Raw genomic sequence first — 26675 nt, 5'->3', positions numbered from 1 at the left:
TTAAAGTCGGTCAAAAGGTAGAATATACGGTGTCGTCAATTTCCTCAACGGATTACGGCAAAGTATATGGAAAAATAACCGACGTTTCGGCAGATTCGTTTGCAGACCAATCAAACAATATGATGTATTACAAGGCTGAAGCTACGCTTGACAGTTCGTCACTATCAAATTTGTCGGGAGAAATAAAGGAACTGAAATCAGGTATGACGGTTGAAGCTCACATTATATCAGGCTCCAAAAAAATAATAATATGGTTCTTGGAACAGCTGAATTTTATTGATTAAGGTTTTTGATAACCGTTAATAAAATGCAGTTGAGTTGAACTTACTAAACCAAGCAGGCAGTTGACTAACGACTGCCTGCTGTTGCTTTATGTGAAAATCTAAATTTTTACACCCGCAATTTTACTTGGTGGGCTCTTTAAAAGCACATTTGGTCTTATTGTTGGCTCTGTCTTTGCCAAAAATATCGATTATAGGAGGCTTGGTGTTGGGTGGTTCTGTCGGTGCTTCATTAGGTTTATCCGCAGCAATAGTTATTTCTGCCGTGTGCTATGAGAAAATAAATGCAAAATAGGGTATTAGTATCGTTATATTTATAATATGATGTAACCAATGTCTATATAACGTTCCCTTTGCGAACATAAGGTCAAAAATTTAAAAAAATCAGATTTTACTTGCTTTATATACATTAATGTGGTGATATGTGTATAAATTGTTAAATTCAGTATAAAACTGTATTTTGGGGAATATCCCGATTGTGCCTGTATAGAATGTATAGGCAGAGGTTATGTTGATGGTCGCAGAAGAATGGATTTAATAAATTTTGGAAAATTGTAATTAAAAATAAAAAAATCACTTGACATTACTGCTGTCTGATGATATAATAACTACTGTTATTGTAAGTGCAAACTTAATAATTTGGTGACATAGCCAAGCGGTAAGGCGTGGGTCTGCAAAACCCTGATTCCCCGGTTCAAATCCGGGTGTCACCTCCAATTAATGCAAGTCGAAAGACTTGCATTTTTTTGTGCGTATATCAAGACGTCAAATTGTTTCAATGCTAAACCCCCTTTAAGTAATGTGTTTTGCACATTACTTAAAGGGGGTTGTTTTTGCTAAATCAGCTTTATTCTTTTGTTTCTGCTTGGATTAAGCAACCAAGAAGAATTTTACGAGGAACAAAAGTGAGATTGCATATGTGAGGATAGAAACCTGTTTTGCTTTGCCTGTGAAAAGGCAGATAACTGAGTATGAAATCATTCCGATACCGATTCCGTGACCGATAGAGCCTGAAATCGGGATTGAAATCATCATCAGAGCAACAGGAATGCCCTGGGTTAAGTCGTCAAAATTAATCTTTTTAAGACCTGAGAGCATAAGAATACCAACATAGATAAGTGCGGAAGATGTTGCTGCGGCAGGAATTATTGCTGCAATAGGAGCAAGGAACATACTTGCAAGGAAAAGTATTGCAGTGGTAAGTGAAGTAAGTCCTGTTCTTCCGCCTGCCTCAACGCCCGAAGCAGACTCAACAAATGTTGTAACTGTTGAAGTACCTGTTACGGAACCTGCAATTGTACCGATTGAGTCAGCAAGAAGAGCCTCTTTCATCTTTGGCATATTGCCGTCTTTGTCAACCATGCCTGCACGTGAAGCTGTGCCGACAAGGGTTCCGATTGTATCAAACATATCAATAATACAGAATGTGATTACCAATGTGATAACGGTAAACCAGCCTATCTGCATAAGGTCGCCAAAATCAAACTTGAACAATGTTGTTTCTGCCATATCCGAGAATGCAGGAATGAACGAAGCTGTTTCAAGTGAAGCAAACGGATTGGTGTGCAGGAAGATAGCCTCTCCGCCCCAATAAATGCATGAAGCTGCAAGCATACCCAAAAGAACGGCTGCTTTTACCTTGTAGTGCGACAGAATTATAATAACAAAAAGTCCGATAAACATTGTAACAACCGAGAGTACCATTTGGCTGTATCCGCTTCCCATAGAGTTTTTTGCAAGCGACGGAGTAAGTGCGCCGAAGAAGTCTCTCATTACATAGAACGGACCGCCGTCATCGGAGTAAACGCCTGCGTTTGAGCCAAGACCGATGTTTAAAAGCATAAGTCCGATTGCAGGAGCGATTCCAAGGCGGATTCCGAGGGGGATTGCGGTTACGATTTTTTCACGTACCTTGATGATTGAAAGAACGGCAAATACAATACCTTCAATCAAAATGATACACAACGCAGCCCTGAATGATTGCAGATAGCTAAGTCCCGTGATGCTGACAATATTTGCAACAACTACCGCAAAGAATGAGTTAAGTCCCATTCCCGGAGCCATTACAAACGGTTTGTTTGCAAGAAACGCCATAACAATTGTTCCGATTGCGGAAGCAATACAGGTAGCCAGGAACACGCCGTTCCACAGTGCTGTGCCGCCGTCCTGACCGAAATTAGTAAGCAGGTTTGGGTTTAGGGCAATGATGTACGCCATTGTCATAAACGTGGTCAAACCTGCAAGAATTTCAGTACGAACAGTGGTGTTGTTTTCTTTGAGCTTGAATAGTTTTTCCATAGATAACACCTTTCTGTTTTTATTCTGCCGTTTATCGACAGATTACTTCATAATTATATCACATTATCTAACTCATAACAATATATTTTATAGTTATACATACGGCTTTTTTGTGTATAATATCGGTTTAGAACTTATAAAATATGTTATTCATTATTTTTTTGCAAATATGTTTTATTGTGTTATAATAATTCGTAGAGTTATTATAATTTGGGGTTAAAGGAATTTTTGTTTATGAAAAGAAATCTTGCAGAGGGCAGTATACTGAAAAACATTGTGTTTTTCTCGCTGCCTTATCTTTTGTCTTATTTTTTGCAAACTTTATACGGAATGGCTGATTTATTTATAATCGGTCAGTTTGACGGAATTGACAGCACAACTGCCGTTTCAATCGGCAGTCAGGTTATGAATATGATAACGGTAATGATTGTCGGACTTGCTATGGGCTCAACGGTAGTAATAGGGCGCTCCGTGGGTGCAGGCGACAAAAAGCGTGCCTCTAACGAAATCGGCAACACCATTACGCTTTTTATGGTTGTGTCGCTTGTCCTCACCGCCGTGCTATTGATTTTTGTAAAGCCGATTGTTTCTGTTGTATCAACGCCGACCGAAGCCGTTGACGGAACAATTTCGTACCTTACGATATGTTTTATCGGAATACCGTTTATTACCGCCTATAACATCATAAGCTCAATCTTTAGGGGAATGGGCGATTCCAAAAGCCCGATGTACTTTATAGCTGTTGCCTGTGCGGCAAACATAGCGTTAGATTACCTCTTTATCGGTGTTTTGGATTTTGACACAGCCGGTGCGGCGCTGGGAACAACATTGTCGCAAACCGTCAGCGTAATTGTTTCGCTTACTGTAATTATCAAACGAAAAAATCTAATAAGCATTTGTCTAAAAGATTTGAAGCCAAAGGTAATTTTGATGAAAAACATACTCAAAATCGGTATTCCCGTTGCATTTCAGGACGGATTTATACAGATTTCGTTTATAATTATTACCATAATTGCCAACAGGCGCGGACTTGACGATGCGGCGGCAGTCGGAATAGTGGAAAAGCTAATCGGAATATTGTTCCTTGTTCCGTCGTCACTGCTTTCAACCGTTTCGGTAATTTCTGCCCAAAACCTCGGAGCAGGCAAGCCTGAGCGTGCCAAGGCAACATTGAGATATGCTACAATTATTAACGTAAGCATAGGAATTGTTTCCGCCGTGTCAATGCAATTTTTTGCCGAGGGTGCAGTGGGATTGTTTACCTCAGACACCAATGTAATTTTGTACGGCGGCGAATATATGCGCAGTTATGTTTGGGATTGTATTCTTGCGGGCGTTCATTTTTGTTTCAGCGGATATTTTTGTGCCTGCGGCAAATCGGGAATTTCGTTTTTGCACAACTTTTTGTCAATCGTGCTTGCACGTGTTCCGATTGCGTATTTTGCCTCAAAGATGTTTGCCGATACGCTGTTCCCAATGGGATTTGCGGCTCCGATAGGCTCGGTTTTGTCGGTTATAATTTGCGTTATAGCCTATATTGTAATTAATAAAAAATCGAAATCTTCAAAAGCTGTTTCTGCTTAGATTATGGCGAAAATCCGATAAAATATACAATTTAAATAAAACTCCCTTTGACTTTAAAGGTCAGAGGGAGTTTTGTGTTCAATGATGAATTTAAGTTGCCGAATTTAATCCAAGAATAATTCCCAGCGATATATTTTTTTGCTTTTCAGGCAAGGCACGATATTTATTTATCAGTATACATTCATCGTTATTCAGTTCGGTTTGAAGTATTTTGTCAAGCGGCTGACGAATATCGGAATAACCGATTATATAATCAACAGATGTGTTAAAGAGTTCTGCAAGTTTTTTGAGTGTTGCAATGCTCGGTTCACTTTTTCCTGTTTCGTATGCACTAATCATCTTTTGAGAAAGGTTAAGCTTTAAAGAAAGTGAAATCTGGCTGATTCCCTTTTCTTTTCTCAGTTCGGCAATTCTGTTCACGGCTTACCTCCAAAATATACTCTATAAGTATAATATTATTACGTTTGTATTGACAAATTATACTTTTTAGGTATAATAATACTTGTATAGAGTATATATTTATACCCTGTAAGTATTATTTGGAGGAGAGAACCTAATGCATATCAGATTTCAAAAATTAGCTTCTGTATTGCTTTCTTTTGCAATAATCGGAGGCACTGTATTAACATCGCAGTTTTCCGTTTTTGCTCATGAGACCTTAAACCAAAGCACCGACAATAACACAACATCGCTGTCGGACAGCTATGAGTACAAGATTAATGATGACGGTACAGCCGAAATTACAAAATATACAGGTTTGGAAAGCGAGCTGACAATTCCTTTTGAGCTTGACGGTTACAAGGTTTGCAAAATAGCAGAAGGAACGTTTTTTCATTGTGAAAACTTATCAAGTATAACTGTTCCGGACAGTGTAACCGAAATAAAAACAGGTGCATTTGGTGAGTGCACAAATTTAACGGATATAAAGCTGTCGGAAAATTTGACACATATAGATGATGGAGTCTTTCATGATTGTACAAACCTCAAATCAATAGTATTGCCAAACTCATTAAAACTTATGGCAAAAGGGGTTTTTGAGAACTGTACAAGCCTTGAGGAGATAAAGCTGCCTGACAATTTAAATTCTATTGGTGTTTGGTCCTTTAAAAATTGTAGTAATCTAAAAAGTATTGTTGTACCTGATAGCGTAACTAATATTAGTAATATGGCATTTGAGAATTGCACTAATCTTGAGAAAATTGTAATACCGACAAATGTGTCTTGGATTTCAACCGATACATTTAAAAACTGCGACAAGGTTACAATATATGGATACGGCGGCAGTTATGCACAAACTTATGCCGATGAAAATAATATCCCGTTTGTTGATATGGGAATTGTTGAACCGACCACCGTCGCTCCGACAACAGTTAAACCTACGGATATTGAAGATACAACAACTGTAACTGAAAATGTTTTCGAGAATACCACTACCACCGCCGAAAACAGCCGAACAGATGCTACTTCAGCTGCAAAACCTTTGGCAACATCAGATACCGGTATTGCCGTAAACAGCACTTCTAACAGCGGAGCAATTCAAACAGGTGCAGGTTCACTTGCAATAGTTTTTGCGGCAATTGTGTCAGCTGTTTGTGCGGTATTTGTTTTTATTCGCAGAAAATTTCATCAATAATAGAATATCACTGCTCTAAATAAACACCCTCTGATTTTAAAGGTCAGAGGGAGCTTTGTGTTTGGTCAGATAATTTTTTATAAAAGACAGGTAAGGTTAGGGCGGTGCTTTGCGTGCCGATTTTATTTAACTGTTCTATTAAATTCTTTCTTATTTTTGAGTCGGATAAAATAATATCCGTATCCTATAATATCGGCAATTGCCCAGCCGATTGTAATTGCTGTCCATATTCCGACCTCGCCTACAACAGGCGCAAGCGCATACGCAAGAGCAACTCGTGTTCCCAGCGACACTATGGTTAAAATCACCGACATTCCCGGGCATTTTATTGCACGATAGAATCCGTAAAGCAGGAAAAGACAACCGATTCCGACATAGAAACAGCCCTCAATCCTGAGGTATTCGGCTCCCGATGCAATTACTGCGGTTTCATTCGGGTTTATGAAAATTTGCATAAGCAGTTCGGCAAATATAAATACAAGCGCAGAGATTACAAGTGAAAATACCGAGCTTAGTACGGTGGCTTTTCTAAAGCCCTCTTTAAGGCATTCTGACTTTCCCGCACCGTAGTTTTGAGCGATGAATGTTGAAAATGCATTGCCGAAATCCTGAACGGGGAGATAGGCAAAGGTGTCAATTTTGACAGCCGCCGCAAACGCAGCCATAGTGACTGCACCAAAGCTGTCTACAAGACGCTGGATAAGCAAAATTCCAAAGTTCATTGCCGATTGCTGTGCACAAGTCAGCACCGAAAGGCTGAGTATTTCGCCGAGTATCTTTTTGTTATACTCAAGGTGTTGCTTTTGTGGTATAAAATCACAGCGTTTAAGGAGTGCATATATTAATATTCCTATGCCCGAAAAGTACTGTGCAATTATTGTGGCAGCCGCCGCACCTGCTATTCCAATATTAAACACAAGCACAAATAAAAGGTCAAGGGCGATATTTGTCAGCGCAGATATTCCGAGAAACCATATCGGCGTAACGGAATTTCCGACAGCCCTGAGCAGGCAGGCGAAGAAGTTATACAGAGAAGTCGCCGCAAGCCCTGCAAATATTATGACAAGGTATTCTCTCATCGAGTCGTAGAGTTCGTTAGGCACTTGAAGAAATACGAGAATCGAATCAATAAATATGTAAACAATTATGTTGATTATGATTGTTACCGCCATAATTAGGGCAAATGCGTGCGCTACGGCGGTTTTTAGGGAATCACGGTCATCTTTGCCGAGATATATTGAAAAGAGCGCACCTGCCCCCATAGACAGTCCGAGAAATACGGAAGTCAAAAACGTCATAAGGGCGTATGCGCTTCCGACTGCGGCAAGGGCATTTTTGCCAAGAGCCTGACCTACGATTAATGTATCCGCAATGTTATAAAACTGTTGCAGTAGGTTTCCTGCCATCATGGGTAGGGCGAAAAGTATCAGCCCTTTTGTTATGCTTCCTTTTGTAAGATTATAATACACGGTATCACCTGATATGAAAACATATTTTAGTTGTTTTTTTTAATCAAAGCAACGCGCTGTCTTGCTTGAAGGGTGCAGAGTTTGCAACAGATTAATTTTGGAAAATTATTACTCGTCGTTTTAAAACAAAAAGCCTCCACACATTGCCTGATAGGAAAGTGTGGAGGTTTTTGCAATGGGAAAAATCAGTCGATTTCAACCATAATTTTTTCTTCGCTGCGAATAGCTGCGCTGCGGGCAATTGTGCGGATAGCCTTGGCAATTCTGCCCTGCTTTCCGATAACTCTGCCCATGTCGCTCTCGGCAACGTGGATGTGATAAACAATTGTTCCGTCCTCGGTAGGAGCGTCGGCTTCAACGTTTACGGAATCAGGGTTATCAACAAGTCCTTTTGCGATAACAGCAAGTAATTCCTGCATATTAATATCCCTTTCAGTCCGAATTAGTCAATGATGCCGTTCTTCTTGAGAAGAGCCTTAACTGTATCTGTCGGCTGTGCGCCGTTAGCAATCCACTTCTTAACAGCTTCGCTGTCAACGTTGAACTCTGATGGCTTCTTTAGGATATCGTATGTTCCGATTTCTTCAATGAAACGTCCGTTTCTTGGGTATCTTGAATCTGCAACTACTACTCTGTAATAAGGAGCCTTTTTTGAACCCATTCTTCTAAGTCTGATTTTTACTGCCATAATTTACACCTCTGAAATTTTTTGGTTTAATATATATTCATCAATCTTTAAGATTGTATGAACGGTTTATTTAAACGGCGGCATTCCGCCCATTGGCATTCCGCCGAGCCCCGGAAGCATATTTTTCTTTCTCTTTTTGCCTTTTTTGCCGTTTTTGCCTCTGGACTTCATTTTCTTCATCATTTTTTGCATCTGGTCAAGCTGTTTAATAAGCCTGTTGACCTCTTCAACACTTCTGCCCGAGCCTGCGGCTATTCTGCGCTTGCGCGACGGATTAATAAGGCTTGGGTTGCTTCGCTCGGCAGGAGTCATTGAATAGATAATTGCCTCTATCCAGTCAATTTGTCTGTCGTCAATGTCAACGTTGTCAAGCTGGTTGCCGATTCCCGGAATTTTTGCCAAAATTCCCTTTAGCGGTCCCATTTTCTTAACCTGTTCAAACTGGTCGAGCAGGTCGTTGAAATCGAGCTTGTTGTTGAGCATCTTCTGTGCCATTTCTTCGGCTTTTTTCTCGTCAAGCTTGTTTTGTGCGTCTTCAATGAGGGTGAGCACATCGCCCATTCCAAGGATACGGCTTGCCATTCTGTCGGGGTGGAAAACCTCAATGTCGTCAAGTTTTTCGCCTGTTCCGGCAAACTTAATCGGCTTTCCGGTAACAGCCTTTACAGAAAGTGCGGCACCGCCTCGGGTATCGCCGTCAAGTTTTGTGAGAATAACACCAGTAATATCAAGCAACTCGTTAAAGGTCTTTGAAACATTTACTGCGTCCTGACCTGTCATTGAGTCGATTACAAGCAAAATTTCGTTCGGATTTACCGCCGCTTTGACTTCTTTAAGCTCGTTCATCAATGCTTCGTCAATATGAAGTCGTCCTGCGGTATCGAGGATTACAATGTCGTTTCCGTAATCCTTTGCGTTGCGGATAGCCGCATTGGCGATTTTTACAGGGTTTTCTTTGCCCATCTCAAAAACAGGCACGCCCGCTTTTTCGCCCACAACCTTTAACTGCTCAATTGCGGCCGGACGATAGATGTCGCACGCAACAAGCAAAGGTCTGTGATTTTTTGCTTTAAGCATTTTTGCAAGCTTTGCGGCGTGGGTGGTTTTACCTGAACCCTGCAAGCCGCACAGCATTATAACCGTAGGCGGTTTTGACGCAAACTCAAGCCTTTCGTTTTCGCCGCCCATAAGTGAGGTAAGCTCTTCGTCAACTATCTTGACAACCATCTGTGCAGGAGTCAGGCTTTCCATAACGTCCTGACCGATTGCACGCTCGGTGACCTTGTTAGTGAAGTCTTTGGCAATCTTGTAGTTTACGTCGGCTTCAAGAAGTGCAAGGCGCACTTCTCGCATAGCTTCTTTTACGTCGCCCTCAGTCAGCTTGCCTTTGCTTTTAAGTTTTTTGAACGCTTCGCCAAGTTTGTCTGCAAGTCCTTCAAATGCCATAGTGTCCTCTTATTCTTTGAGTGCGCCTGCCTTTTGCTCAATGCTTTGAGCAAGCGCCTTGATAGTGTTGTCTTGTGAATCGGTTTTGATTTTTTGTGCAATCACCGCAATTTCGTCAAGCCCCTGTCTAAGGGTTTGAAACTGTCGAAACAGTCCGAGCTTTTTTTCAAAATCAAAAAGCTGCTGTTCACACCTTTTTATGCTGTCTCGCACACCCTGCCGTGTTATGCCCGTTTGAGCGGCAATTTCCGCAAGCGATAAATCGTCGTTATAATACAAATCAATTGCCTGCCTGCCCGACGGCTTTAAAAGCTCGCCGTAAAAATCAAAAAGCAGGGAAACCTCAATATTCTTTTCCATAGCGAAAACTCCTTGCTATGAATGAGTGTAAAGAAAATCTCTTTACACCTCTGGTATTATAATACATATATTGCGATTTGTCAAGAAATTTAGCAAAACAGAAAAGCCCCTCATTGCGAGGGGCTAAAGTATGAAGATATTATTCGGACTTTTCATCCGTTGAGGTTTCGCTGTTACTTTCTGTTGCTTGTTCGGCTGCCGCTTCTTTGATTTCTTCAACCTTGGACTCAACCTTTTCAATTGCGTCCCCGACCTTTTCTTCGACAGCTTCTTTTGCCTGTTCAACCGTTTCTTCCGCTGCTTCGACAACCTCTTTAATTTCGGGCTCAGCCTTATGGATTTTGTTCTTTATGTTATCCGCCTTGGTTGAGACAGAAGCTTTTATTTTTCTTATCGATTCGCCGAGATGTCTGTTTAGGTCTTTTCCAAGCTTATTGTCCTGTTTTGGTGCAGAGTCGGTTTGTTCTTCGCTGCTTTCGGGGGATTCCTGCTCAGCCTCTTCGGAATTTTCGCCGTTTGTTTCAGATTCGTTTTCAGCGGTTTCGGTTTCCTTCGGACTGCTTTCCTCCGAGTTTATTTCCGCCTCAAATTCTTCAAGAAGAGTTTTGTCGTTCTCCTTAATCTTTTTAATGGTAAAAGCCGTTGCGGCTGCTGCGGTTAAAGCGGCAACTGTTCCGATTGCGCCGATTATTACCTTTTTGTTTATATCCGAATTTTTAGACATTCAAATCACCTCAATTATTATTTGATATTAATTATTATATATCAATTTTCAGGAAAAATAAATATACAATGCCTGAAAAGTGTCTGATTTTTGGTAATTCAAATTGATAATTTGGTGATAATTGCTGTAATTTTTATTCCTTTGTCTTGGAAGTGAATTTATACACAATCAGATTAACAGCCAAGAACAGCACTATTGCGGCAATTGAGTATATCATCATAAATGTAAAATCAACTTCACTGCCAAAAATATTGAGCTTAATTGCAAACAATTTGTTCATCTGATTGGCAAATTCTGCGCCCGCCTTTGAGCCGATTGCCGACTGGGCGTTTTCAACGGCGGATTTCATAAGGAGCGAACGCATCATTCCTGCAATTTGAGAGCCGGGAACAAGATTTACAATTGTCTGAACCGTATCCGAAAACTGCGATACGGGAACGTATGCGCCGATTATGAATCCTATTGCCGCCGACACCAAAGCACCAAACGAGCCGAGGGATGAGCTTTTTTTGAAGAACGTTGCAATAACCATAAGTATCAGTGCCGAGGATATGGAGCCGAGGGCTACAAGACCGTACATTTTCAGTATTTCAATTGGGCTGTATGTGGTGTCGCAGCTGATTCCCAAAAAGACAAAGCCTGCTGTCATAAGAATTGCGCTTACAACAAACGTATTTATTACCGAAGCCGTAAAGTATGAAAGCACAACCGTGTGCGGTTTTACCGGAGATGCGGTGTAGTCATAGTTTATTTTGTCTTCCTTGTCTTTAACAATAACAACGAGGGAATTTAGAGCTACCGTTACCAAGGCTGTTCCGATTACACCCGATATCATCCATCCGTTTACAATTTTGTCAATGTCCGAATCACTCAGCAGGTTTTGAAGTTCTCCGAGTCCGTCTTTGATTGAGCCGACATAATTGTCACGCAAAAACAGAACAAATAGTCCGAGAACGATAATTTGCGCCAGCATAGAGAGCAATATGGCGGTTTTATCTTTCATATATATTTTTATGTTTCTTATTGTCATACCTTTGTATGCATTTAGCGTAGCACTCATTTTATTCACCCAGCCTTTTTCCTGTAATGTTAAGAAATACGTCGTCCATATCGCCCTTGATGACCTCAAAATCTTTTATATCAAACTTATTTATAAGTCTTAGTCCATCAGAGCTGTCGTTAATTTTGATTTTGTAGGCATTGTTTACATACTCATAATCTCTGCCCTCATGTGAAATCAGGTTTTCCGTTTCGGCTGACTTTTCGGTGTACCAAACAAGCCTGTTGTTTGCGTAGAGCTTTTTCAGGTTATTCGGTACGTCATTGGCAAGAATTTTGCCCTTGTCAAGAATTACTACCCTGTCGCAGTCGGCTGTTTCTTCCATATAGTGGGTGGTTAAGAATACCGTAAGACCTGTTTCCTTTCTGAGCTTGTGAATTATTTTCCAAACCTGCAACCTTGTCTGAGGGTCAAGTCCGGTTGTGGGCTCGTCAAGAAAGAGTACCTTTGGTCTGTTAAGCAAAGCCCTTGCAACATCAACACGGCGTTTTTGTCCTCCGCTGAGGCGGCAGTAACGCCTGTCGATAAATTCCTCAAGGCTGAATATTTCCGATAATTCTTTAATGCGTTGATTTGCCTGCTTTCTTGAAAAGCCGTAGTATGCTGCGCGTGAGAGCAGGTTTTCTTTTACTGTAAGCTGTTTGTCAAGCACGGAATTTTGAAAGACGATTCCGATAAGAGGCTTTATTTTATCTTTGTCCTTGTCAAGGTCAAATCCGCCTATGCTCAGTTTTCCGGAAGTTTTTTCAAGCACGGTGCAAAGTATATTTATGGTTGTGGATTTTCCTGCACCGTTTACTCCGAGAAAGGCAAAAAACGAACCCTCTTCAACACAGAACGAAATATCTTTTACCGCCTCAACCTGTTTATAATTTTTAACGAGATTTTTCACTTCGATTATATTTTTCATAGGTTTCCCTCCTTTTGTAAACCTATAATAGCACAGTGAAAAACATAAAAAAAGCACCTTGCGGCAAGCTGTTAAAAGCTTGGTGCAAGATGCAAAAATCACAGTGTAAAATACAGTTAATCTTCGGTTTCGTCGTCGTTGAATTTTTCAAGCGCATTGTTTATTCCGTTCACAATATTTCTGTTCATCAGGCACGTGAACAGCCAAACAAAGAAATATATCGCAAGGATTGAAACGAAGATAATCACTCCCTCTGAAAATTTGTCGTACCAGCCGACGAGCCTGCCCTCTGTAAGAATCAGGGCGGTTATCAGAACAAAGTGTATTACTACACGTGTATAGAATTGTTTTTTGGTGGGCTCTTTTTTAAAGTAAAACAAAAACGTGGGCAGTGCTCCGAGCAATCCCGTAAGCATTATAACCCAAGGATATTCGGCAGGGTACTTGTAGTCGGGACCGCCGATAATCAGGTTTTGGGCACTTATTACGAACATTACGGCAACGGTTATTACAAAAAAATGGGTTATGACCGCTTTTATTACCTCTCTCACAGAAAAACACCTCACATTCCCAGACGTTTTTTTAACGCCTGAACATACTGCCTTGAAATAACCACGGTTTCGCCGTTGGCGAGCTTTGCGTCAAGTTTTCCGTTTACAGACGGAGCAACCGAGCGAATTTTTCCGAGGTTCACAATCATGGCTTTTGAACAACGAAACATTTTTGTTCCGCCAAGCTGTTCTTCAAGCTCATAAAGTTTGAGCTTTGACTGATAAACATTGTCCTTGCCGTATATAAACGTTTTGTTGTCAACCGATTCTATGTAAAAAATATCACGAACGGTCAGCCTGAACATCTCGTTGTCTTTGCTGCCGAGAATTATATTTTCGTTTGTCTTAAGTTTTTGCACAAGTGACAGAACTTCATCGTCAATCTCGTGACACTTAACAACAACCTCTTCTTCAAGGCGTTTGTCAATTTGAGTTATGGAAATTTTGAACATAACCCGCCTCCGTATTTTTATGTCTGCAATCAGGCAGTCTGTTTAAATCAAAGCAATGCTCCGCCTAAAGTCGGGAGACATCTGCAATATCATTATATATTTGATTTTATCATATTTGTTTTTAAAAATCTATTGTTTTATCTCATTAACCGTTAATCCGTCATATAAAAATACAGCGCACTTTAACGTGGGTGAAAAAGTCCCCCGCCTAAGAGGTGGGGGACTTTTGGTCTTTAGGTGGGAGATTACAACTCACGCTGAAACCCTGAGGAGCTAACGCTCCTTTACACCATTGCAATCTGTTGCAAGCTCTGCTTCTTGCAAGCAAAGCGTTGCTCCGCTTTAAAAAGAACGCTGTAAATTATTGCTTTATTGAGATGTTAATTATGCTTCGGAACGGTTGATTGCGTTAAGCACGCCGAGAACCGAAGCAACGTTTACGTTTGAATCTATGCCGATTCCAAAAATGTTTTTGCCGTCGGGCTTTTTAAGCTCAATATAGGAAACAGCCTTAGAGTCCGAGCCCTGTGAAATAGCGTGCTGGCTGTATGAGATAAATTCGTATTTATCAAGACCGACTGTTTTGATGGCATTGAAAAATGCGTCTATCGGTCCGTTGCCCACGCCTGAGAGCTGAACTTCGTTTTGTCCGTCAATCAACATTCTACCCTTAAAGTGAACATAGTCCTTGCCGTTTTCGCTTTCTTCATAAATTTTTCTGCGTGTAAGCTGATATTTCATCGGGTGCTCAAGGTAGTTTTTCTCAAATACCTCAAACAGCTCCTTTGGAATAAGCTCTCGTCCGAGTTCTTCACATTTTGCCTGAACAAGTTTTGAAAATTCGGGGTGCATACGCTTTGGCAGGTCGTAACCGAAGCTGTGACTCATAACAAACGCTGCGCCGCCCTTGCCCGACTGTGAGTTAATGCGGATGATAGGCTCGTATTCTCTGCCGACGTCGGCAGGGTCAATCGGAAGATATGGGATTTCCCACATTTCTGAGTTGTGCTCTTTCATATACTGCGTGCCCTTGTTGATAGCGTCCTGATGTGAGCCTGAGAATGCTGTGAATACAAGCTCGCCGATGTACGGCTGACGAGGGTCGATTTTCATATTTGTGCAGCGTTCGTAAATTTCTTTGAGCTTAGGAAGATTTGAAAAATCAAGTTTTGGGTCAACACCCTGGGTAAACATATTAAGTCCCATTGTTACAATATCCATATTGCCTGTGCGCTCTCCGTTGCCGAACAGTGTGCCCTCAACACGCTCTGCGCCTGCAAGCAGTGCAAGCTCGCCTGCCGCAACGCCGCAGCCTCTGTCGTTGTGAGGGTGAACGCTGATAATTGCCGCCTCACGGTTTTTGAGGTGACGGATAAAATATTCAATTTGGTCTGCATATGTGTTTGGAGTGCACATTTCAACCGTGTTTGGGAGGTTAAGAATTACAGGATTTTCTTTGGTTGAGCCAAGCTCCTCCATAACTCTGTCGCAAATCTCAACCGCATTGTCCATTTCTGTTCCGCTAAAGCTTTCGGGAGAATATTCAAAGCGAATATTTGTGTCGCCCGAAAATTCGTCGGTAAGCTGTTTGATGAGCTTTGCGCCGTCAACGGCAATGTCGATTACACCCTGCATATCTGTCTTGAAAACAACCTTTCTCTGCAAGGTTGATGTTGAATTGTAAAAGTGAACAATAACGTTTTTGGCTCCCTTAACAGCCTCAAATGTTTTGCGGATAAGGTGTTCTCTTGCCTGAACAAGCACCTGAATTGTAACATCGTCCGGAATGTGATTGTTTTCAATCAATTCACGGCATATTTCGTATTCTGTTTCGCTTGCGCTTGGGAATCCGATTTCAATTTCTTTAAAGCCCATATCGCAGAGAGCGTGGAAAAATTCGAGCTTTTCTTCAAGGTTCATCGGGTCAACAAGCGCCTGGTTGCCGTCACGCAAATCAACGCTGCACCATATCGGAGCCTTGGTAATGGTATTATTTGGCCAATGTCTGTCCGGAAGATTGATTTGCTTGAACGGAACGTACTTTTTAAATGACGGTTTCATAATAAAAGCCTCCTGAAAATTCACACAAAAAAAGCCCCTCAAAGCAATCTGAAATTAATTGCAATTAGGGACGAAAAATATCGTGGTACCACCCAAATTCAGACGCACATTGCTGCGCGTCCCTCACAGACTTCCAACAAAGTCCTGACTGATAACGCTGTCCGGCGTTTCGCATTACATACAACGTAATTCACACGAAAAACTCAGGGATGAGCTATACACACAAGCCTTTGCGTTGGCTTACACCCACCGCCAACTCTCTTTGCCAAAGGGGATTGCATCTTGTTCCCGTCATAGTCTTTAAGGGGATTTGTTTGTTAAAACTATTATATACAGACAAAACAAAGTTGTCAAGAAAAATTTTGTTTCAAATATTTAATTAAAATGGCTGCTAAGCTTTGAGTTCATAATAGATTTACAATATTTACAAAAGCACAGACCGTTAATTCATGTCTGTGCCCTTGGTTTTTTTGAGGCATTAATGAAAGATGAAAACAACATTTTGCTGTTATTGTCGGTTTTATAAGAAAACTCGGGATGCCATTGAACTGCCCAAACGTAGCTTTTGTTCGGCATATACAACGCTTCCGTCAGTCCGTCCTCCGAATACGCCGCCGCTTTAAGACAGGGTGCAAGTTCACGCACTGCCTGATGGTGGTAACTGTTCACATTAAAGGAATCGCATTTGAGAAGATTGTAAAGCGGTGTGTCTTTGACCAACTTAACGCTGTGAATCGGTTTGTCATAGGGAGGGGATTGGCAGTGGTTAACACTTGATTTGTGCTGAGTCGGCAGGTCCTGATATAATGTTCCGCCAAGTGCGGCGTTTATGAATTGAATCCCACGGCATATGCCGAATATCGCTTTGTCGCTTTTTAGAGCTTGCATTAAAACTGCCTGTTCAAACCTGTCACGTATCTCGCAGAGCTTGCCGCACTCGGCAATCGGCTCTTGTCCGTATATTTTGGGCGAAATATCGTGACCTCCCGTGAACAAAATTCCGTCACACATTGCGACTGTTTGTGCAATGTCGTCTTGACTTTCGGCAAACGGCAAAACAATCGGAAAACCGCCCGCCTCAATGATTCCGTTCATATATCCCGGCAACATCCAGTAAGAATCCTTTTCTTCATCCACAAGGGCAATCAATCCGATTACAGGTTTTTGCATAGTGTCCTCCGTTTATTTAATGTTAAAAGAAAACGGCGTTTGACTCAGAACAACTGAATCAAACGCCTTTGTTATGTTTATAATTTTACCACCTTTATATTTGTTTGTCAATCAAAAGGAAAGATTAAATATATAATATTGCAAAAATTGCATTGATTTTTATCAATGCAAGGGGATAGCTGCTGATTTTGCAATTTAACAATGTGCTAAATGCATATTTGATATTTAAGAATCGCATATGATGTTTGTTTTGCCTAAGCCAAATTGCCTTGAAACACCATATTCGGTATGTTATAATTTAAGTGCAATCTATCGAAAACTTTGCCCTTTGCAAGCAAAGCATTTTTCGATTTAAATAATTTATATAAATGATATTTTTAAAAGACAGGAGATTATTATGGAACTTGTTAATGCAGTAAAAGAGAGAAGAAGTATTCGCAGATTTTCTGACAAATCGGTTTCGCCTGAGCTTATAAGCAAGATTGTTTCAAACGCCGTGTATGCTCCAAGCTGGAAGAATACCCAAACAACAAGATACATAGCAATTGAAAACAGTTTGATAAAGAACCAAATTGCCGATGACGCCGTGTGCGGATTTGAATTTAATTCAAATACCATAAAGAACGCACCTGCTTTGATAGCGGTAACAACACGCAATTTGCGTTCGGGTTATGAGCGTGACGGAAGTTTTTCAACCTCAAAGGGAACCCACTGGCAGTCGTTTGACGCAGGAATTGCCACCCAAACATTTTGCCTTTTGGCTTATGAAAAAGGGCTTGGCACCTGCATTATGGGAATTTATGACGAGAAAAAGGTTAAACAGATTCTGAATATCTCAGATGATTATTCGGTTTCTGCGCTGATTGCAATCGGATTCCCCGCAAGTCCTGTTGAAGTGCCCAAAAGAAAAACCGCAGACGACGTTTTGTCTGTAATTGAATAAGACGTCTGTTTACGAAGTTATGAAAAAAGCAAAATATAAAATTCTTACAGCGGTCTGTATATTGATTTTTGTCTTGGGAGTTGCGGGCTGTCTGTTTGTTGTGCTTTCGCCTGCACGGAACACGGTGAACATTGTGCGTGACGGCGAAGTTTTGTATTCGTTTGACCTGACAAAAACCGAGGACACAACATTTGACATTTACTACAAAGACAGTAAAAATACGATTGAAATAAAAGGCGGAAAAATCAGATTTTCAGCGGCGGAATGTCCCGACAAAACCTGTGTTAAGTCGGGTTGGCTGAGCTCGTCGGCAATGCCCGTGGTCTGTTTGCCAAACCATCTTGTTATTGAGTTTGCAAACAATAATTCAGAGGTGGACGCAGTTGCAGGGTAAGAACAATAAAATGAGTGCAAAAAGAATCGCAAATCTGGCAATGCTCACGGGCATTGCGCTGATAATATTTGTTGTTGAACTGCAAATTCCCAATCCGTTTCCGATTCCCGGCATAAAGCTCGGACTTGCAAACATTGTAACCGTTTACGCCGTGTATCACTACCGTGCGTATGAGGTGTTTATGACGGTGTTTGTCAGGATACTTCTTGCAGCCGTATTTTGCGGCAATTTTATGGCTTTGATATACAGCTTTTCGGGCAGTGTGTTTTGTTTGGTCGGAATGTTGCTTCTGCGAAAAATTGTTGATGAAAAGCACATTTGGATTGCAAGCGTATTGGGAGCGGTTTTGCATAATACAGGTCAGATGATTGCCGCCTCGGCGGTTCTGCAAACCGTGCAGATTTGGCTTTACTATCCGTTCTTAATCGTTTCGGGCTGTCTTGCGGGGCTTTTTACGGGTTTGTGTGCACAGCTGCTTATTTCAAGGCTAAAAAACCGATTGGATATATGAGTCGGCTGTAAATTTACAAAAACAAAAATCGGGCGGATGTTCTCCGCCCGTAAGTGAATGACGACAATTTAAAACTATTGTCTGATATTAAATTACATAATCATTAGCGTACTTTTCACGCTGCATATCCAAAATATCCTGAAGCGTAATGCTGTCAAGGTATTCGTTAATAACTTTGTCAAGACCTTTCCAGACAGGAAGCGTCATACAATCGGCACTTCGCTCGCACTCAATGGGTTTGTGGTCAAGGCACGCAACAGGGGAGAGGCTACCTTCCGTAAGTCTGAGAATGTCGCCGACCGTGTATTTGCTTGGCTCCTTGGCAAGTCGATATCCGCCCTGGTATCCTCGGTTGGCGTTAAGAATATCGGATTTATTGAGAATAGGAATAATTTGTTCAAGATATTTTTTTGATATTTCCTGACGTTTTGCAATATCCTTAAGGGCAATATAGCCGTCGTTCTGATGTTCCGCAAGGTCGAGCAGCATACGCAGAGCATAACGCCCCTTGGTTGAAATCTTCATATTTATGACACCTCTTGTCTTTGTATAATAATACCATATATTTAATAGGTTTTCAAGTGTTTTGCGCCGTGCAAAAAAACGACAGCCGTTATTGAACAGCTGCCGTTGACAGATGATTGTTTAAGTCGGAACAACGCTCTGTTTTGTTTGCAACCGATTGCAAGCATTGCAAATGAGCATTACAGGGGTTCGGACAGAGATTGAATCCCGACTGAATTTCTAAATAAAATTCCTGACAACTTTGCAGTTACATCTGCAAAAGTTTATTTTATGCACATAAACGCACTCATTGTGCCTCTGTGTCCTTTGGTTGCACGGTGGCTCCAAAGCAGTTCGTTGTTGCAGTTTGTGCATACGTCGGAAACCGTTATGTTTTCGTTCTTTACGCCTGCGTGCACAAGAATCTGACGGTTTGTTTCAAGCAGGTCAATCATAAATTTTCCGTTGCCTTTCGGAAAAACAAATTTGGTTGAATCAAGCTCGTCAAGTGCCAAAAAGTTGTCTGCACAGGGTTTGTCAACCTCGTAACAGCATACCGAAATTGCAGGGCCGATTGCCGCTTTTATGTCGCTTGGGTCTGTGCAGTAAAGGCTTTGCATTTTTTTGACAACATTGTCGCCGATTCTGCCCACGGTGCCGCGCCAGCCTGCGTGTGCAAGTCCGATTGCCTTTTGCTTTGTGTCAACAAAAAACAGCGGAGTGCAGTCGGCATAATATGTAACAAGCGTAACGCCGGGTTCGTTGGTTATCAATGCGTCAACGCTTTCAATATCTTTGGGTTTGTAAATTCCTATGCCGACGTTCTCTTTGGTTACGGCACGCACGAATGTGTGGTGGTCCTGAGACGAGGCTGTCAGACTTTCGTAATCAAAGCCTGCGCTTTTGCAAAAACGCTTGTAGTTTTCGGTTACGTTTTCGGGGCTATCGCCTCTGTTGAATGCCAGATTCATAGAGGTAAACTCGTCGGTTGATACTCCGCCGAGACGTGTTGAAAAAGCGTGGTTTATAAAATCAATTTCAGACAGCGAATTGTATGTAAGATATGGAACGCTGTTAACGTTGTTGAGCTTCATAACGTTTGAAGAAAATTTCAAGCTGATACCTCCAATAATATATTTACTTGAAAGTGCGTCGGTTCAATGATATAATTTAAGTGAGTTAATAAGCTCTGCCGATTGCAAGCAAAACAGAGCGTTGTTTCGGTTTAAATAATCAGTATCACGAGGTGATTTTATGAGAAAAAAACTCTTTGGTAATAATATTGAGCCCGATTGTATGTACTGCGAGAATGCAGTGTTTAATAAATACGATGTATTTTGCAAAAAATCTAAGGGAATAAGAAACGGCAGGTGCAGGTCGTTTAAGTATGACCCGCTTATGCGTGAGCCCAAGTCGATTTCTCTCAGGGGCAATTACACCGCCGAGGATTTTAGACTTTAATTTTGTTAAGAAAAGTTTGTCAATAGATTAAACGGTGCGGCTTTTGGCGGATATAATTTATGCAAGCTGAAAATCTCTTATATATCCGTCAATTGAGTTTTGAATAACTTCTTTGGCTTTGTCAACTCCGCCAAATTCGGTCACATTGGTTTCTTTTCCGTTTTCAAGGGTTTTGTAAACCTGAAAGAAGTGCTTGATTTCGTCAAAATAATGCCGCGGCAGTTCGTCAATGTCGCCGAAACAATTGTAGTTTGGGTCGTTGACGGGAACGGCGATTATTTTTTCGTCGTTGCTGTTGTTGTCTATCATATTAAGAACGCCGATTGGCTTACATTCAACAAGAGTCATCGGCTGTATCTTTTCGCTGCAAAGCACCAGCACGTCAAGCGGGTCGCTGTCTTCGGCAAATGTTCTCGGAATAAATCCGTAGTTTGCCGGGTAGTGGGTTGAGGTAAAAAGAACACGGTCAAGCTTTAAAAAACCTGTTTCTTTGTCAAGCTCATACTTGTTTTTGTCGCCCTTTGATATTTCAATAACCGCATAGAACTTATCTTTTGTAATTCTTTTTGGTGAAATGTCGTGCCAAATATTCATACAATACCTTCTTAATAAATTATTGCTTAGCATAGATGCAGAGATACCTAGCCTTTTAAATCGGCAGGATTCGTTGCAGTTTTTGCAATTTGTCGCAAGCTCTGCTTCTTAGAGAAGGGCTGAACTTGCGTTGATTTAAATTATAAATAATGCCTCGGGCGTTGTCAAGATAAATGACAGCGCCCGACTTTTTATTTATTGAATTGTTAGATAAGGTGAAAAAGGCATTTCAAAGAAAGTTTATTTTTTGATTTTTTCCGAAATTACCTTTACAGCTTGGATTATCACTGTCGGAATAAATGCCAAAAGTCCGATAAATCCTGCCTGAGCAGCTGTAAGCGGTTCAACGCTGAACAACGGTTGCATAAACGGCACGAACAGCACAAACGAAAGGAAGAATACGCCTGCAAAAAATGCGCCTATGCTGTAATAGTTTGAGGTGAATCCAAGTTTGAAGATTGAGTGCTTGCTTCGGCAGTTAAATCCGTGAAACAGCCTTGCAAGAGTCAGGGTTGAAAACGCCATTGTGCTTGCCGCTGCGGCGTTTGTCTGCAATCCGATATAGAACGCTATGAGCGTTGAGGCTGCAATCAGCGCACCCTGACCAAACATAAGACAGACAAAGTCTTTGCTCAAAATTCCCTGCTTTGGATTACGCGGTTTTTGAGAAAGCAAGTCTTTTTCGGGCTTCTCCATACCTAATGCAATTGCAGGCAAAGAGTCTGTCAAAAGGTTTATGAACAGAAGATGCACAGGCTCAAACGGTATAGGCAAAGCCAAAAGCGAGGTGTAAAGCACCGCAAATATTGCCGCCATATTGCCCGACAGCAAAAACAAAATTGAGTTTTTGATATTGCGGTAAACATTACGTCCGTTTGCAACAGCCTTTATGATTGTTGCAAAGTTGTCGTCCTGCAAAATCATCGAAGCGGCGTCTTTTGAAACCTCTGTTCCCGTTATGCCCATTGCAACGCCGATGTCTGCCTTTTTGAGCGCAGGTGCGTCGTTTACGCCGTCGCCTGTCATTGAAACAATGTTGCCCTTTCTCTGCCATGCTTCAACAATGCGAATTTTATTTTCGGGAGATACACGGGCATAAACCGATATTTTTTCAATCTTTTTGTCGAGTTCCTCATCGCTCATTGCGTCAAGCTCAAGCCCTGTAACCGCAAGGTCGCCCTCCTGCATAATTCCGATTTGCTTTGCAATTGCCGATGCGGTGATTTTATGGTCGCCTGTTATCATAATCGGTTTTATGCCTGCTCTTATTGCGTCTGCAACCGCCTGCTTTGATTCTTCTCTGGGCGGGTCTATCATTGCAACCAAGCCGAGGAAGATGTAGTCGTATTCCGTCTCTGTGCTCAGTTCTTCTTCCGATTCTTTATACGCAAATGTCAGTACCCTGAGACCGTCCTCGGAATACTTTCTGTTTTGCTCCAAAATTGCCTTTTTGTCATCTTCGGTAATATTTCGCACACCGTCTTTTGTGGCAATTTTAATGCAGCGTTCAAGGATAACGTCAAGCGCACCTTTTGTGAGAATGTGGGGAACTCCGTGCATTTGGTATTTTGTGCTCATCATTTTGCGGTCGGAATCAAACGGAACTTCTTCAATCCTTATAAGACCGTCTCTTACGGCGTTTTCGTCAAAGCCGATGTTTCTGAATGTTTCAAGCAGTGCATATTCGGTCGGGTCGCCGATTCCTTTGCCGTCAACTATGCTTGAATCGTTGTTGAGCACCATATCATAGAGTAGGTGGCGGTGGCTTTCATATTTGAGGTCAAGCTGTTCTTCGATTATGCTTTCGCCGTTTATATAGATTTTTTGAACGGTCATTTTGTTTTGAGTCAGAGTACCTGTTTTGTCGGAACAGATTACCGAAACACAGCCGAGACTTTCAACCGCCTTTAAATCTTTGATTACGGCGTTTTCCTTTGCCATTTTCTGAGTGCCCATAGCCTGAACAATAGTAACGATTGAGCCGAGGGCTTCCGGAATTGCGGCAACCGCAAGCGCAACCGCAAACATCAGCGCATTGAGTATTGTGTCTTGATTGATTGTTCCCGCCTGCAACAGGTTAAGTCCGAAGACAACAACCGAAATTATCATTATGATAATTGCCAGTCGGCTTGAAAACTTGTCAAGGCTTTGCTGGAGCGGAGTTTTCTTCTCTTTTGCCGAGTTCATAAGTGTGGCGATTTTACCGATTTCGGTGTTCATTCCCGTGCCTGTAACGGCAACAATTGCTCTGCCGTAGGTAACAAGACTGCCCGAGTAAACCATATTGGTTCTGTCCGCAAGCGGAACCTCGCCGCTGATTACGTCCTCGCTTTTGTCAACATTTGTGGATTCTCCCGTAAGCGAGCTTTCGTTGACCTGCAAAGAATAGTTGTTGATGATTCGTCCGTCCGCAACCACCAAATCTCCTGCTTCAAGCACGATGAGGTCGCCTTCAACAACGTCTTTGGAGTCAATCTCAATCTTTTGACCGTCACGAATAACCTTTGCGCTTGGAGATGAAAGCGATTTAAGACTTTCAAGCGACTTTTCGGCTTTTACGTGCTGAACCGTGCCCAAAATCGCATTCATTGTGATTACCGCAAAGATTACGATTGTGCTTTCAAGGTTGCCCGAAAAAATTGAGATGATTGCCGCAATAATAAGTATTATTACAAGCAAATCCGCAAACTGGCTGAGAAAAACCATAAGCGTAGACTGCTTTTTGGTTTCCTGCAAAACGTTTTCACCGTTTTTTTTCAGCAGTTCTGCGGCTTGTTCGGAGGTGCGTCCGTCATTTGTTACGCCAAGGTTTTCGAGCACCTCTGATTTTGAGAGCTGATAGGGATTTTTCATAAAAATTCCTCCAATTATTTTTTACGGAAGTTGGCTTGTTCCGTTGTCTTTGGTGTAGTTCACAATATATTATACAAACAAAAAAGACTTTTATTGCAAGGTACAACAACGCTTTGCAATAAAAGTCTCGTTCTTTAAAATATATCCGATACCGTAGGTATGTGTACTGACGAAATATATCACAGATATCTCTGCGAACTACTCCCCTTTATTAACGTAATTCTATCATAGATTTTCTTCGGTGTCAATACTGATTTTTTCGGCTTTTTCTTCTGCCGTTTCATCAAATTTTGGCTGCTTTTGCTTTGGCTTTTTCGGCTTGCTGAGCATTGCAAGAATGATTCCGACAAAACACAGCAAACAGCCGCTTCCCGTAAATACTGCGGAAAAATTAACCCTGCCGAAAAGATATGCGACAACTATTCCGGCTATCAGCAGAGGAATACATATGCACAGCAGGATAAACGCAATTTTGAACAACACGTTCATCTTTTTGGATTTTTCCATTAATATCATCCTTTCTCAAGGCAGTTTGCAATGTCGGCAAAGTTCTGCATACTCAGCTTTTCGGCTCTTGCATTTGTCGGAATACCCAAATTTTCAATCATGGCGATAACCTCGGATTTTTCAATTCCAAGCCCCGAGCTTAACGAGTTTGCAACGGTTTTTCGCCTTTGAGAAAATGCCGCCTTTACAACCGAGAAAAACTTTTTTTCGTCGGCTTCAATCGGCGGCTGACTGAGCACGTCAAGCCGCATTACAGCCGAGTCAACCTTTGGCGCAGGCATAAACGAACCTGCGCTTACGCCGAACAGCATACTCGGTTTTGCATAATAATTAACGGCAACGGTTACGGCTCCGCTTTCTCTTGAGCCCACCTTGGCGCACATTCTCTGTGCCGCCTCCTTTTGCACCATAACCGTAATTGCCTTTATGGGCAGTTTGCTTTCAAGCAATTTCATAATTACGGGAGAGGTTATGTAGTAGGGGAGATTGGCGCATACCACAACATCCATACTGTCAAATTCTTGTGCTATAAGCTTTCCTAAGTCAAGCTCAAGCACGTCGGCATTTATTATTTTTATATTATCGTATTCTTTGAGCGTTTCGTCAAGAACAGGCAGCAGCCTTTTGTCAAGCTCAACGGCAACCACTTTGTCCGAAAGCTTGCAAAGCTCGTTTGTAAGCACTCCGATTCCCGGACCGACTTCAATAACTCCGACGCCTTTGCCTGCGCCCGAAAGTTCCGCCATTCTCGGGCAGACAGACGGATTTATTAAAAAGTTTTGTCCCAAAGATTTTGAAAAGGTAAAGCCGTGCCTGCCCAAAATCTCTTTTATTACACCTATATCTGACAGATTGTTCATTTCAAAGTTCGCAGTCCTTTCGGATATTTGTTTTTCAGCTTGCCGTTTGAGGCTTTGCCGAATCCCGTTGTCATTCCGTTCACGCACACAGCCGTATAGCCTTTCGTTTCAGATGAAATGGGAATTTCTTCGCCGTGAAGAAACGCCTTTATTTCTTTGTCGTTTACGTCAAGGTCAACAAAGCTTACGCAGTCGTCGGGCTTTGCCGCCATAAATGCGCTGTGGTGCGGCTCAATTCTGTTCTTTGCAATTTCTCCCAAAATTATGCCTGCTCTGAGAATCGGCAGCCCTTTTGTTTCAAAAATAAGAGCTTTCGGCAAAATTATAATTTTATCTTTTGCGGTAATAATATTCTCGCCGAACGGACGATTTTTAAATATACTGTCGTAAAATTCCGTGGCTTTGGCGTCAGGTTTTTGACTGAAATTTTGATTTACGGATGTTTTGTAATGTTTTCCAGATTTTCTCAGCCGTGCGGCAAAGTGTCCTTCGCCTCCGTCCATAGGAAAAATTCTTCTGGCGTATTCAAGCGACTTTCTGCCAAACGTTACTCCCGAATCTTCAAGCTCAAAATCGGGATTTTCTTCAAGAAATTTTGTGATAACGCCCTCGTTTTCTTCCTGAGAAAACGTGCAGGTGGAATACACCATAACTCCGCCGCTTTTCAGGGCGTTTTTTGCGCTGTTGAGAATCAAAAGCTGGCGTTCGGCACAGCTTTTTACGTGTTCAACGCTCCATTCGTTTTGCGCTTCGTCATTTTTGCGGAACATTCCCTCGCCGCTGCACGGTGCGTCAACCAGCACCCTGTCAAATTGTCCCGAAAGCCTTTGACAAAGAACGTCGGGATGGCAGTTTGAGACCACCGCATTGGCTATTCCCATTCGCTCTATGTTTGAAAGAAGAATGTTAGCCCTGCTTTTAACGATTTCATTGCTCCACAAAAGTCCCGTTCCGTTCAGCTTTGCGCCGATTTGGGTGCTTTTTCCGCCCGGAGCCGCACATAAATCAAGCACAAAGTCGCCCTCTTCAACACCTAGCATCTCAACCGCCGACGTTGCCGACGGCTCCTGAATATAAAAGGCTCCGGCGTGGTGCAGGGGATTGTTGCCGAGCCCCTCTGTTCCGCTTGGAATATAGTAACCGTCTTTGCAGAACGGTGTGGGCGACAGCGTGAAGCCAATCAGGCTTTTAAGCTTTTCGGCTGTGCACTTTAGGGTGTTTACACGCAGTCCTCTGAAATTTTCGGCGGAATAGAACCTGAGAAATTCTTCAAATTCATCGCCTAAAAAAGATTTCATTCTAAATAAAAAATCATTCATTGAATATTACCATAAATTTCGTTAATAATAAAGGCACAAGGA

At 41.8% G+C, this 26675-nt stretch carries 28 protein-coding genes, 1 tRNA gene and 1 other annotated feature; of the genes, 8 read left to right on the top strand and 21 right to left on the bottom strand.

Going from position 1 to position 26675, the window contains the following annotated elements:
* Together BLP46_RS06420 and BLP46_RS06415 are read left to right on the top strand one after the other, a co-directional pair.
* Positions 1-284: beta-barrel domain-containing protein (locus BLP46_RS06420; protein WP_502685987.1), on the top strand; the 284-nt coding region annotated here is incomplete at its 5' end.
* A gap of 638 nt (positions 285-922) precedes the next feature.
* Positions 923-997: transfer RNA gene (locus BLP46_RS06415), tRNA-Cys, on the top strand.
* A gap of 154 nt (positions 998-1151) precedes the next feature.
* Here the strand turns inward: BLP46_RS06415 and BLP46_RS06410 are convergent.
* Positions 1152-2579 carry an NCS2 family permease gene (locus tag BLP46_RS06410; RefSeq protein ID WP_092977387.1) on the bottom strand — a complete coding sequence of 476 codons (1428 nt, stop codon included), beginning with the start codon at positions 2577-2579 and terminating at the stop codon, positions 1152-1154.
* A 234-nt stretch (positions 2580-2813) separates the two neighbouring features.
* On the opposite strand from BLP46_RS06410, the gene BLP46_RS06405 reads away from it, so the two are divergent.
* A complete protein-coding gene (locus BLP46_RS06405; RefSeq protein ID WP_092977385.1) occupies positions 2814-4163 on the top strand; it encodes an MATE family efflux transporter in 1350 nt (449 codons plus the stop codon).
* 90 nt (positions 4164-4253) lie between these two features.
* Here BLP46_RS06405 and BLP46_RS06400 read toward each other — a convergent pair whose 3' ends face one another.
* Positions 4254-4583 (bottom strand): helix-turn-helix domain-containing protein, encoded by a 330-nt coding sequence (locus BLP46_RS06400; RefSeq protein WP_092977383.1) that lies wholly within the window; start codon positions 4581-4583, stop codon positions 4254-4256.
* Positions 4584-4719: 136 nt separating this feature from the next.
* On the opposite strand from BLP46_RS06400, the gene BLP46_RS06395 reads away from it, so the two are divergent.
* The gene (locus BLP46_RS06395; protein WP_092977381.1) at positions 4720-5796 is read left to right on the top strand and encodes a leucine-rich repeat domain-containing protein; all 1077 of its coding nucleotides are present in this window, start codon (positions 4720-4722) and stop codon (positions 5794-5796) included.
* Between the two features lie 122 nt (positions 5797-5918).
* Here the strand turns inward: BLP46_RS06395 and BLP46_RS06390 are convergent, their stop codons facing one another.
* The 12 genes from BLP46_RS06390 to BLP46_RS06335 form a co-directional block, all read right to left on the bottom strand.
* Positions 5919-7265, bottom strand: coding sequence for an MATE family efflux transporter (locus tag BLP46_RS06390; protein WP_092977379.1), 1347 nt, complete (start codon positions 7263-7265; stop codon positions 5919-5921).
* Positions 7266-7450: 185 nt separating this feature from the next.
* Entirely contained in the window at positions 7451-7684 is a 234-nt protein-coding gene (locus tag BLP46_RS06385) for a KH domain-containing protein (RefSeq protein WP_092977377.1), read from the bottom strand.
* Positions 7685-7707: 23 nt separating this feature from the next.
* Entirely contained in the window at positions 7708-7953 is a 246-nt protein-coding gene (rpsP, locus tag BLP46_RS06380; protein ID WP_092977375.1) for a 30S ribosomal protein S16, read from the bottom strand.
* A 66-nt stretch (positions 7954-8019) separates the two neighbouring features.
* Positions 8020-9399 (bottom strand): signal recognition particle protein, encoded by a 1380-nt coding sequence (ffh, locus tag BLP46_RS06375; protein WP_092977373.1) that lies wholly within the window; start codon positions 9397-9399, stop codon positions 8020-8022.
* A gap of 9 nt (positions 9400-9408) precedes the next feature.
* Positions 9409-9759 carry a YlxM family DNA-binding protein gene (ylxM, locus tag BLP46_RS06370; RefSeq protein ID WP_092977371.1) on the bottom strand — a complete coding sequence of 117 codons (351 nt, stop codon included), beginning with the start codon at positions 9757-9759 and terminating at the stop codon, positions 9409-9411.
* 139 nt (positions 9760-9898) lie between these two features.
* Positions 9899-10483, bottom strand: a complete 585-nt coding sequence (locus BLP46_RS06365; protein WP_092977369.1) for a hypothetical protein — start codon at positions 10481-10483, stop codon at positions 9899-9901.
* Between the two features lie 133 nt (positions 10484-10616).
* A complete protein-coding gene (locus BLP46_RS06360) occupies positions 10617-11543 on the bottom strand; it encodes an ABC transporter permease (RefSeq protein WP_092977367.1) in 927 nt (308 codons plus the stop codon).
* A 1-nt stretch (position 11544) separates the two neighbouring features.
* Positions 11545-12453, bottom strand: coding sequence for an ABC transporter ATP-binding protein (locus BLP46_RS06355; RefSeq protein WP_092977365.1), 909 nt, complete (start codon positions 12451-12453; stop codon positions 11545-11547).
* Between the two features lie 116 nt (positions 12454-12569).
* Complete coding sequence (locus BLP46_RS06350; protein WP_092977363.1) at positions 12570-13004, bottom strand: DUF3021 domain-containing protein; 435 nt, start codon at positions 13002-13004, stop codon at positions 12570-12572.
* A gap of 11 nt (positions 13005-13015) precedes the next feature.
* The gene (locus BLP46_RS06345; protein WP_092977361.1) at positions 13016-13456 is read right to left on the bottom strand and encodes a LytTR family DNA-binding domain-containing protein; all 441 of its coding nucleotides are present in this window, start codon (positions 13454-13456) and stop codon (positions 13016-13018) included.
* Positions 13457-13840: 384 nt separating this feature from the next.
* Positions 13841-15517 carry a 2-isopropylmalate synthase gene (leuA, locus tag BLP46_RS06340; protein ID WP_092977359.1) on the bottom strand — a complete coding sequence of 559 codons (1677 nt, stop codon included), beginning with the start codon at positions 15515-15517 and terminating at the stop codon, positions 13841-13843.
* A 63-nt stretch (positions 15518-15580) separates the two neighbouring features.
* Positions 15581-15821 (bottom strand) — a binding site (T-box leader).
* A 143-nt stretch (positions 15822-15964) separates the two neighbouring features.
* Positions 15965-16687 carry a gamma-glutamyl-gamma-aminobutyrate hydrolase family protein gene (locus BLP46_RS06335; RefSeq protein ID WP_092977357.1) on the bottom strand — a complete coding sequence of 241 codons (723 nt, stop codon included), beginning with the start codon at positions 16685-16687 and terminating at the stop codon, positions 15965-15967.
* A 397-nt stretch (positions 16688-17084) separates the two neighbouring features.
* Between BLP46_RS06335 and BLP46_RS06330 the strand changes: the two genes are divergently transcribed.
* From BLP46_RS06330 to BLP46_RS06320, 3 genes are read left to right on the top strand one after another with little or no spacing between them, the layout of a single operon-like run.
* The gene (locus BLP46_RS06330; RefSeq protein ID WP_092977355.1) at positions 17085-17630 is read left to right on the top strand and encodes a nitroreductase family protein; all 546 of its coding nucleotides are present in this window, start codon (positions 17085-17087) and stop codon (positions 17628-17630) included.
* A 19-nt stretch (positions 17631-17649) separates the two neighbouring features.
* Complete coding sequence (locus BLP46_RS06325; protein ID WP_092977393.1) at positions 17650-18024, top strand: NusG domain II-containing protein; 375 nt, start codon at positions 17650-17652, stop codon at positions 18022-18024.
* Entirely contained in the window at positions 18014-18535 is a 522-nt protein-coding gene (locus BLP46_RS06320) for a Gx transporter family protein (protein ID WP_318259500.1), read from the top strand. Before BLP46_RS06325 ends, BLP46_RS06320 begins: the two co-directional genes overlap by 11 nt.
* Positions 18536-18622: 87 nt before the next feature.
* On the opposite strand, the gene BLP46_RS06315 is transcribed toward BLP46_RS06320, so the two are convergent.
* Together BLP46_RS06315 and pgeF are read right to left on the bottom strand one after the other, a co-directional pair.
* Positions 18623-19060: an RrF2 family transcriptional regulator gene (locus BLP46_RS06315; RefSeq protein ID WP_092977353.1), complete on the bottom strand. Its 438-nt coding sequence runs from the start codon at positions 19058-19060 to the stop codon at positions 18623-18625.
* Between the two features lie 263 nt (positions 19061-19323).
* Positions 19324-20154 carry a peptidoglycan editing factor PgeF gene (gene pgeF / locus BLP46_RS06310; RefSeq protein ID WP_092977351.1) on the bottom strand — a complete coding sequence of 277 codons (831 nt, stop codon included), beginning with the start codon at positions 20152-20154 and terminating at the stop codon, positions 19324-19326.
* Positions 20155-20293: 139 nt separating this feature from the next.
* On the opposite strand from pgeF, the gene BLP46_RS06305 reads away from it, so the two are divergent.
* Positions 20294-20500, top strand: a complete 207-nt coding sequence (locus tag BLP46_RS06305; RefSeq protein WP_092977349.1) for a hypothetical protein — start codon at positions 20294-20296, stop codon at positions 20498-20500.
* A 57-nt stretch (positions 20501-20557) separates the two neighbouring features.
* Here BLP46_RS06305 and BLP46_RS06300 read toward each other — a convergent pair whose 3' ends face one another.
* The 5 genes from BLP46_RS06300 to BLP46_RS06280 all read right to left on the bottom strand — a co-directional run bounded on the left by BLP46_RS06300 (position 20558) and on the right by BLP46_RS06280 (position 26633).
* Entirely contained in the window at positions 20558-21094 is a 537-nt protein-coding gene (locus BLP46_RS06300; RefSeq protein ID WP_092977347.1) for an inorganic diphosphatase, read from the bottom strand.
* A 240-nt stretch (positions 21095-21334) separates the two neighbouring features.
* Positions 21335-23947: a cation-translocating P-type ATPase gene (locus BLP46_RS06295; protein ID WP_092977345.1), complete on the bottom strand. Its 2613-nt coding sequence runs from the start codon at positions 23945-23947 to the stop codon at positions 21335-21337.
* Between the two features lie 225 nt (positions 23948-24172).
* The gene (locus BLP46_RS06290; protein ID WP_092977343.1) at positions 24173-24454 is read right to left on the bottom strand and encodes a hypothetical protein; all 282 of its coding nucleotides are present in this window, start codon (positions 24452-24454) and stop codon (positions 24173-24175) included.
* 5 nt (positions 24455-24459) lie between these two features.
* The gene (rsmA, locus tag BLP46_RS06285) at positions 24460-25314 is read right to left on the bottom strand and encodes a 16S rRNA (adenine(1518)-N(6)/adenine(1519)-N(6))-dimethyltransferase RsmA (RefSeq protein WP_092977341.1); all 855 of its coding nucleotides are present in this window, start codon (positions 25312-25314) and stop codon (positions 24460-24462) included.
* Complete coding sequence (locus BLP46_RS06280; RefSeq protein ID WP_092977339.1) at positions 25311-26633, bottom strand: RsmB/NOP family class I SAM-dependent RNA methyltransferase; 1323 nt, start codon at positions 26631-26633, stop codon at positions 25311-25313. Before BLP46_RS06280 ends, rsmA begins: the two co-directional genes overlap by 4 nt.
* Positions 26634-26675 lie beyond the last annotated feature (42 nt).

Origin of the sequence: Ruminococcus sp. YE282 (assembly GCA_900101355.1) — a bacterium.
Taxonomy (GTDB): Bacteria; Bacillota; Clostridia; order Oscillospirales; family Acutalibacteraceae; genus Ruminococcoides; species Ruminococcoides bromii_A.
The sequence above is the reverse complement of the archived record's forward strand: the minus strand, read 5'-3'. Positions and strand labels throughout refer to the sequence as shown.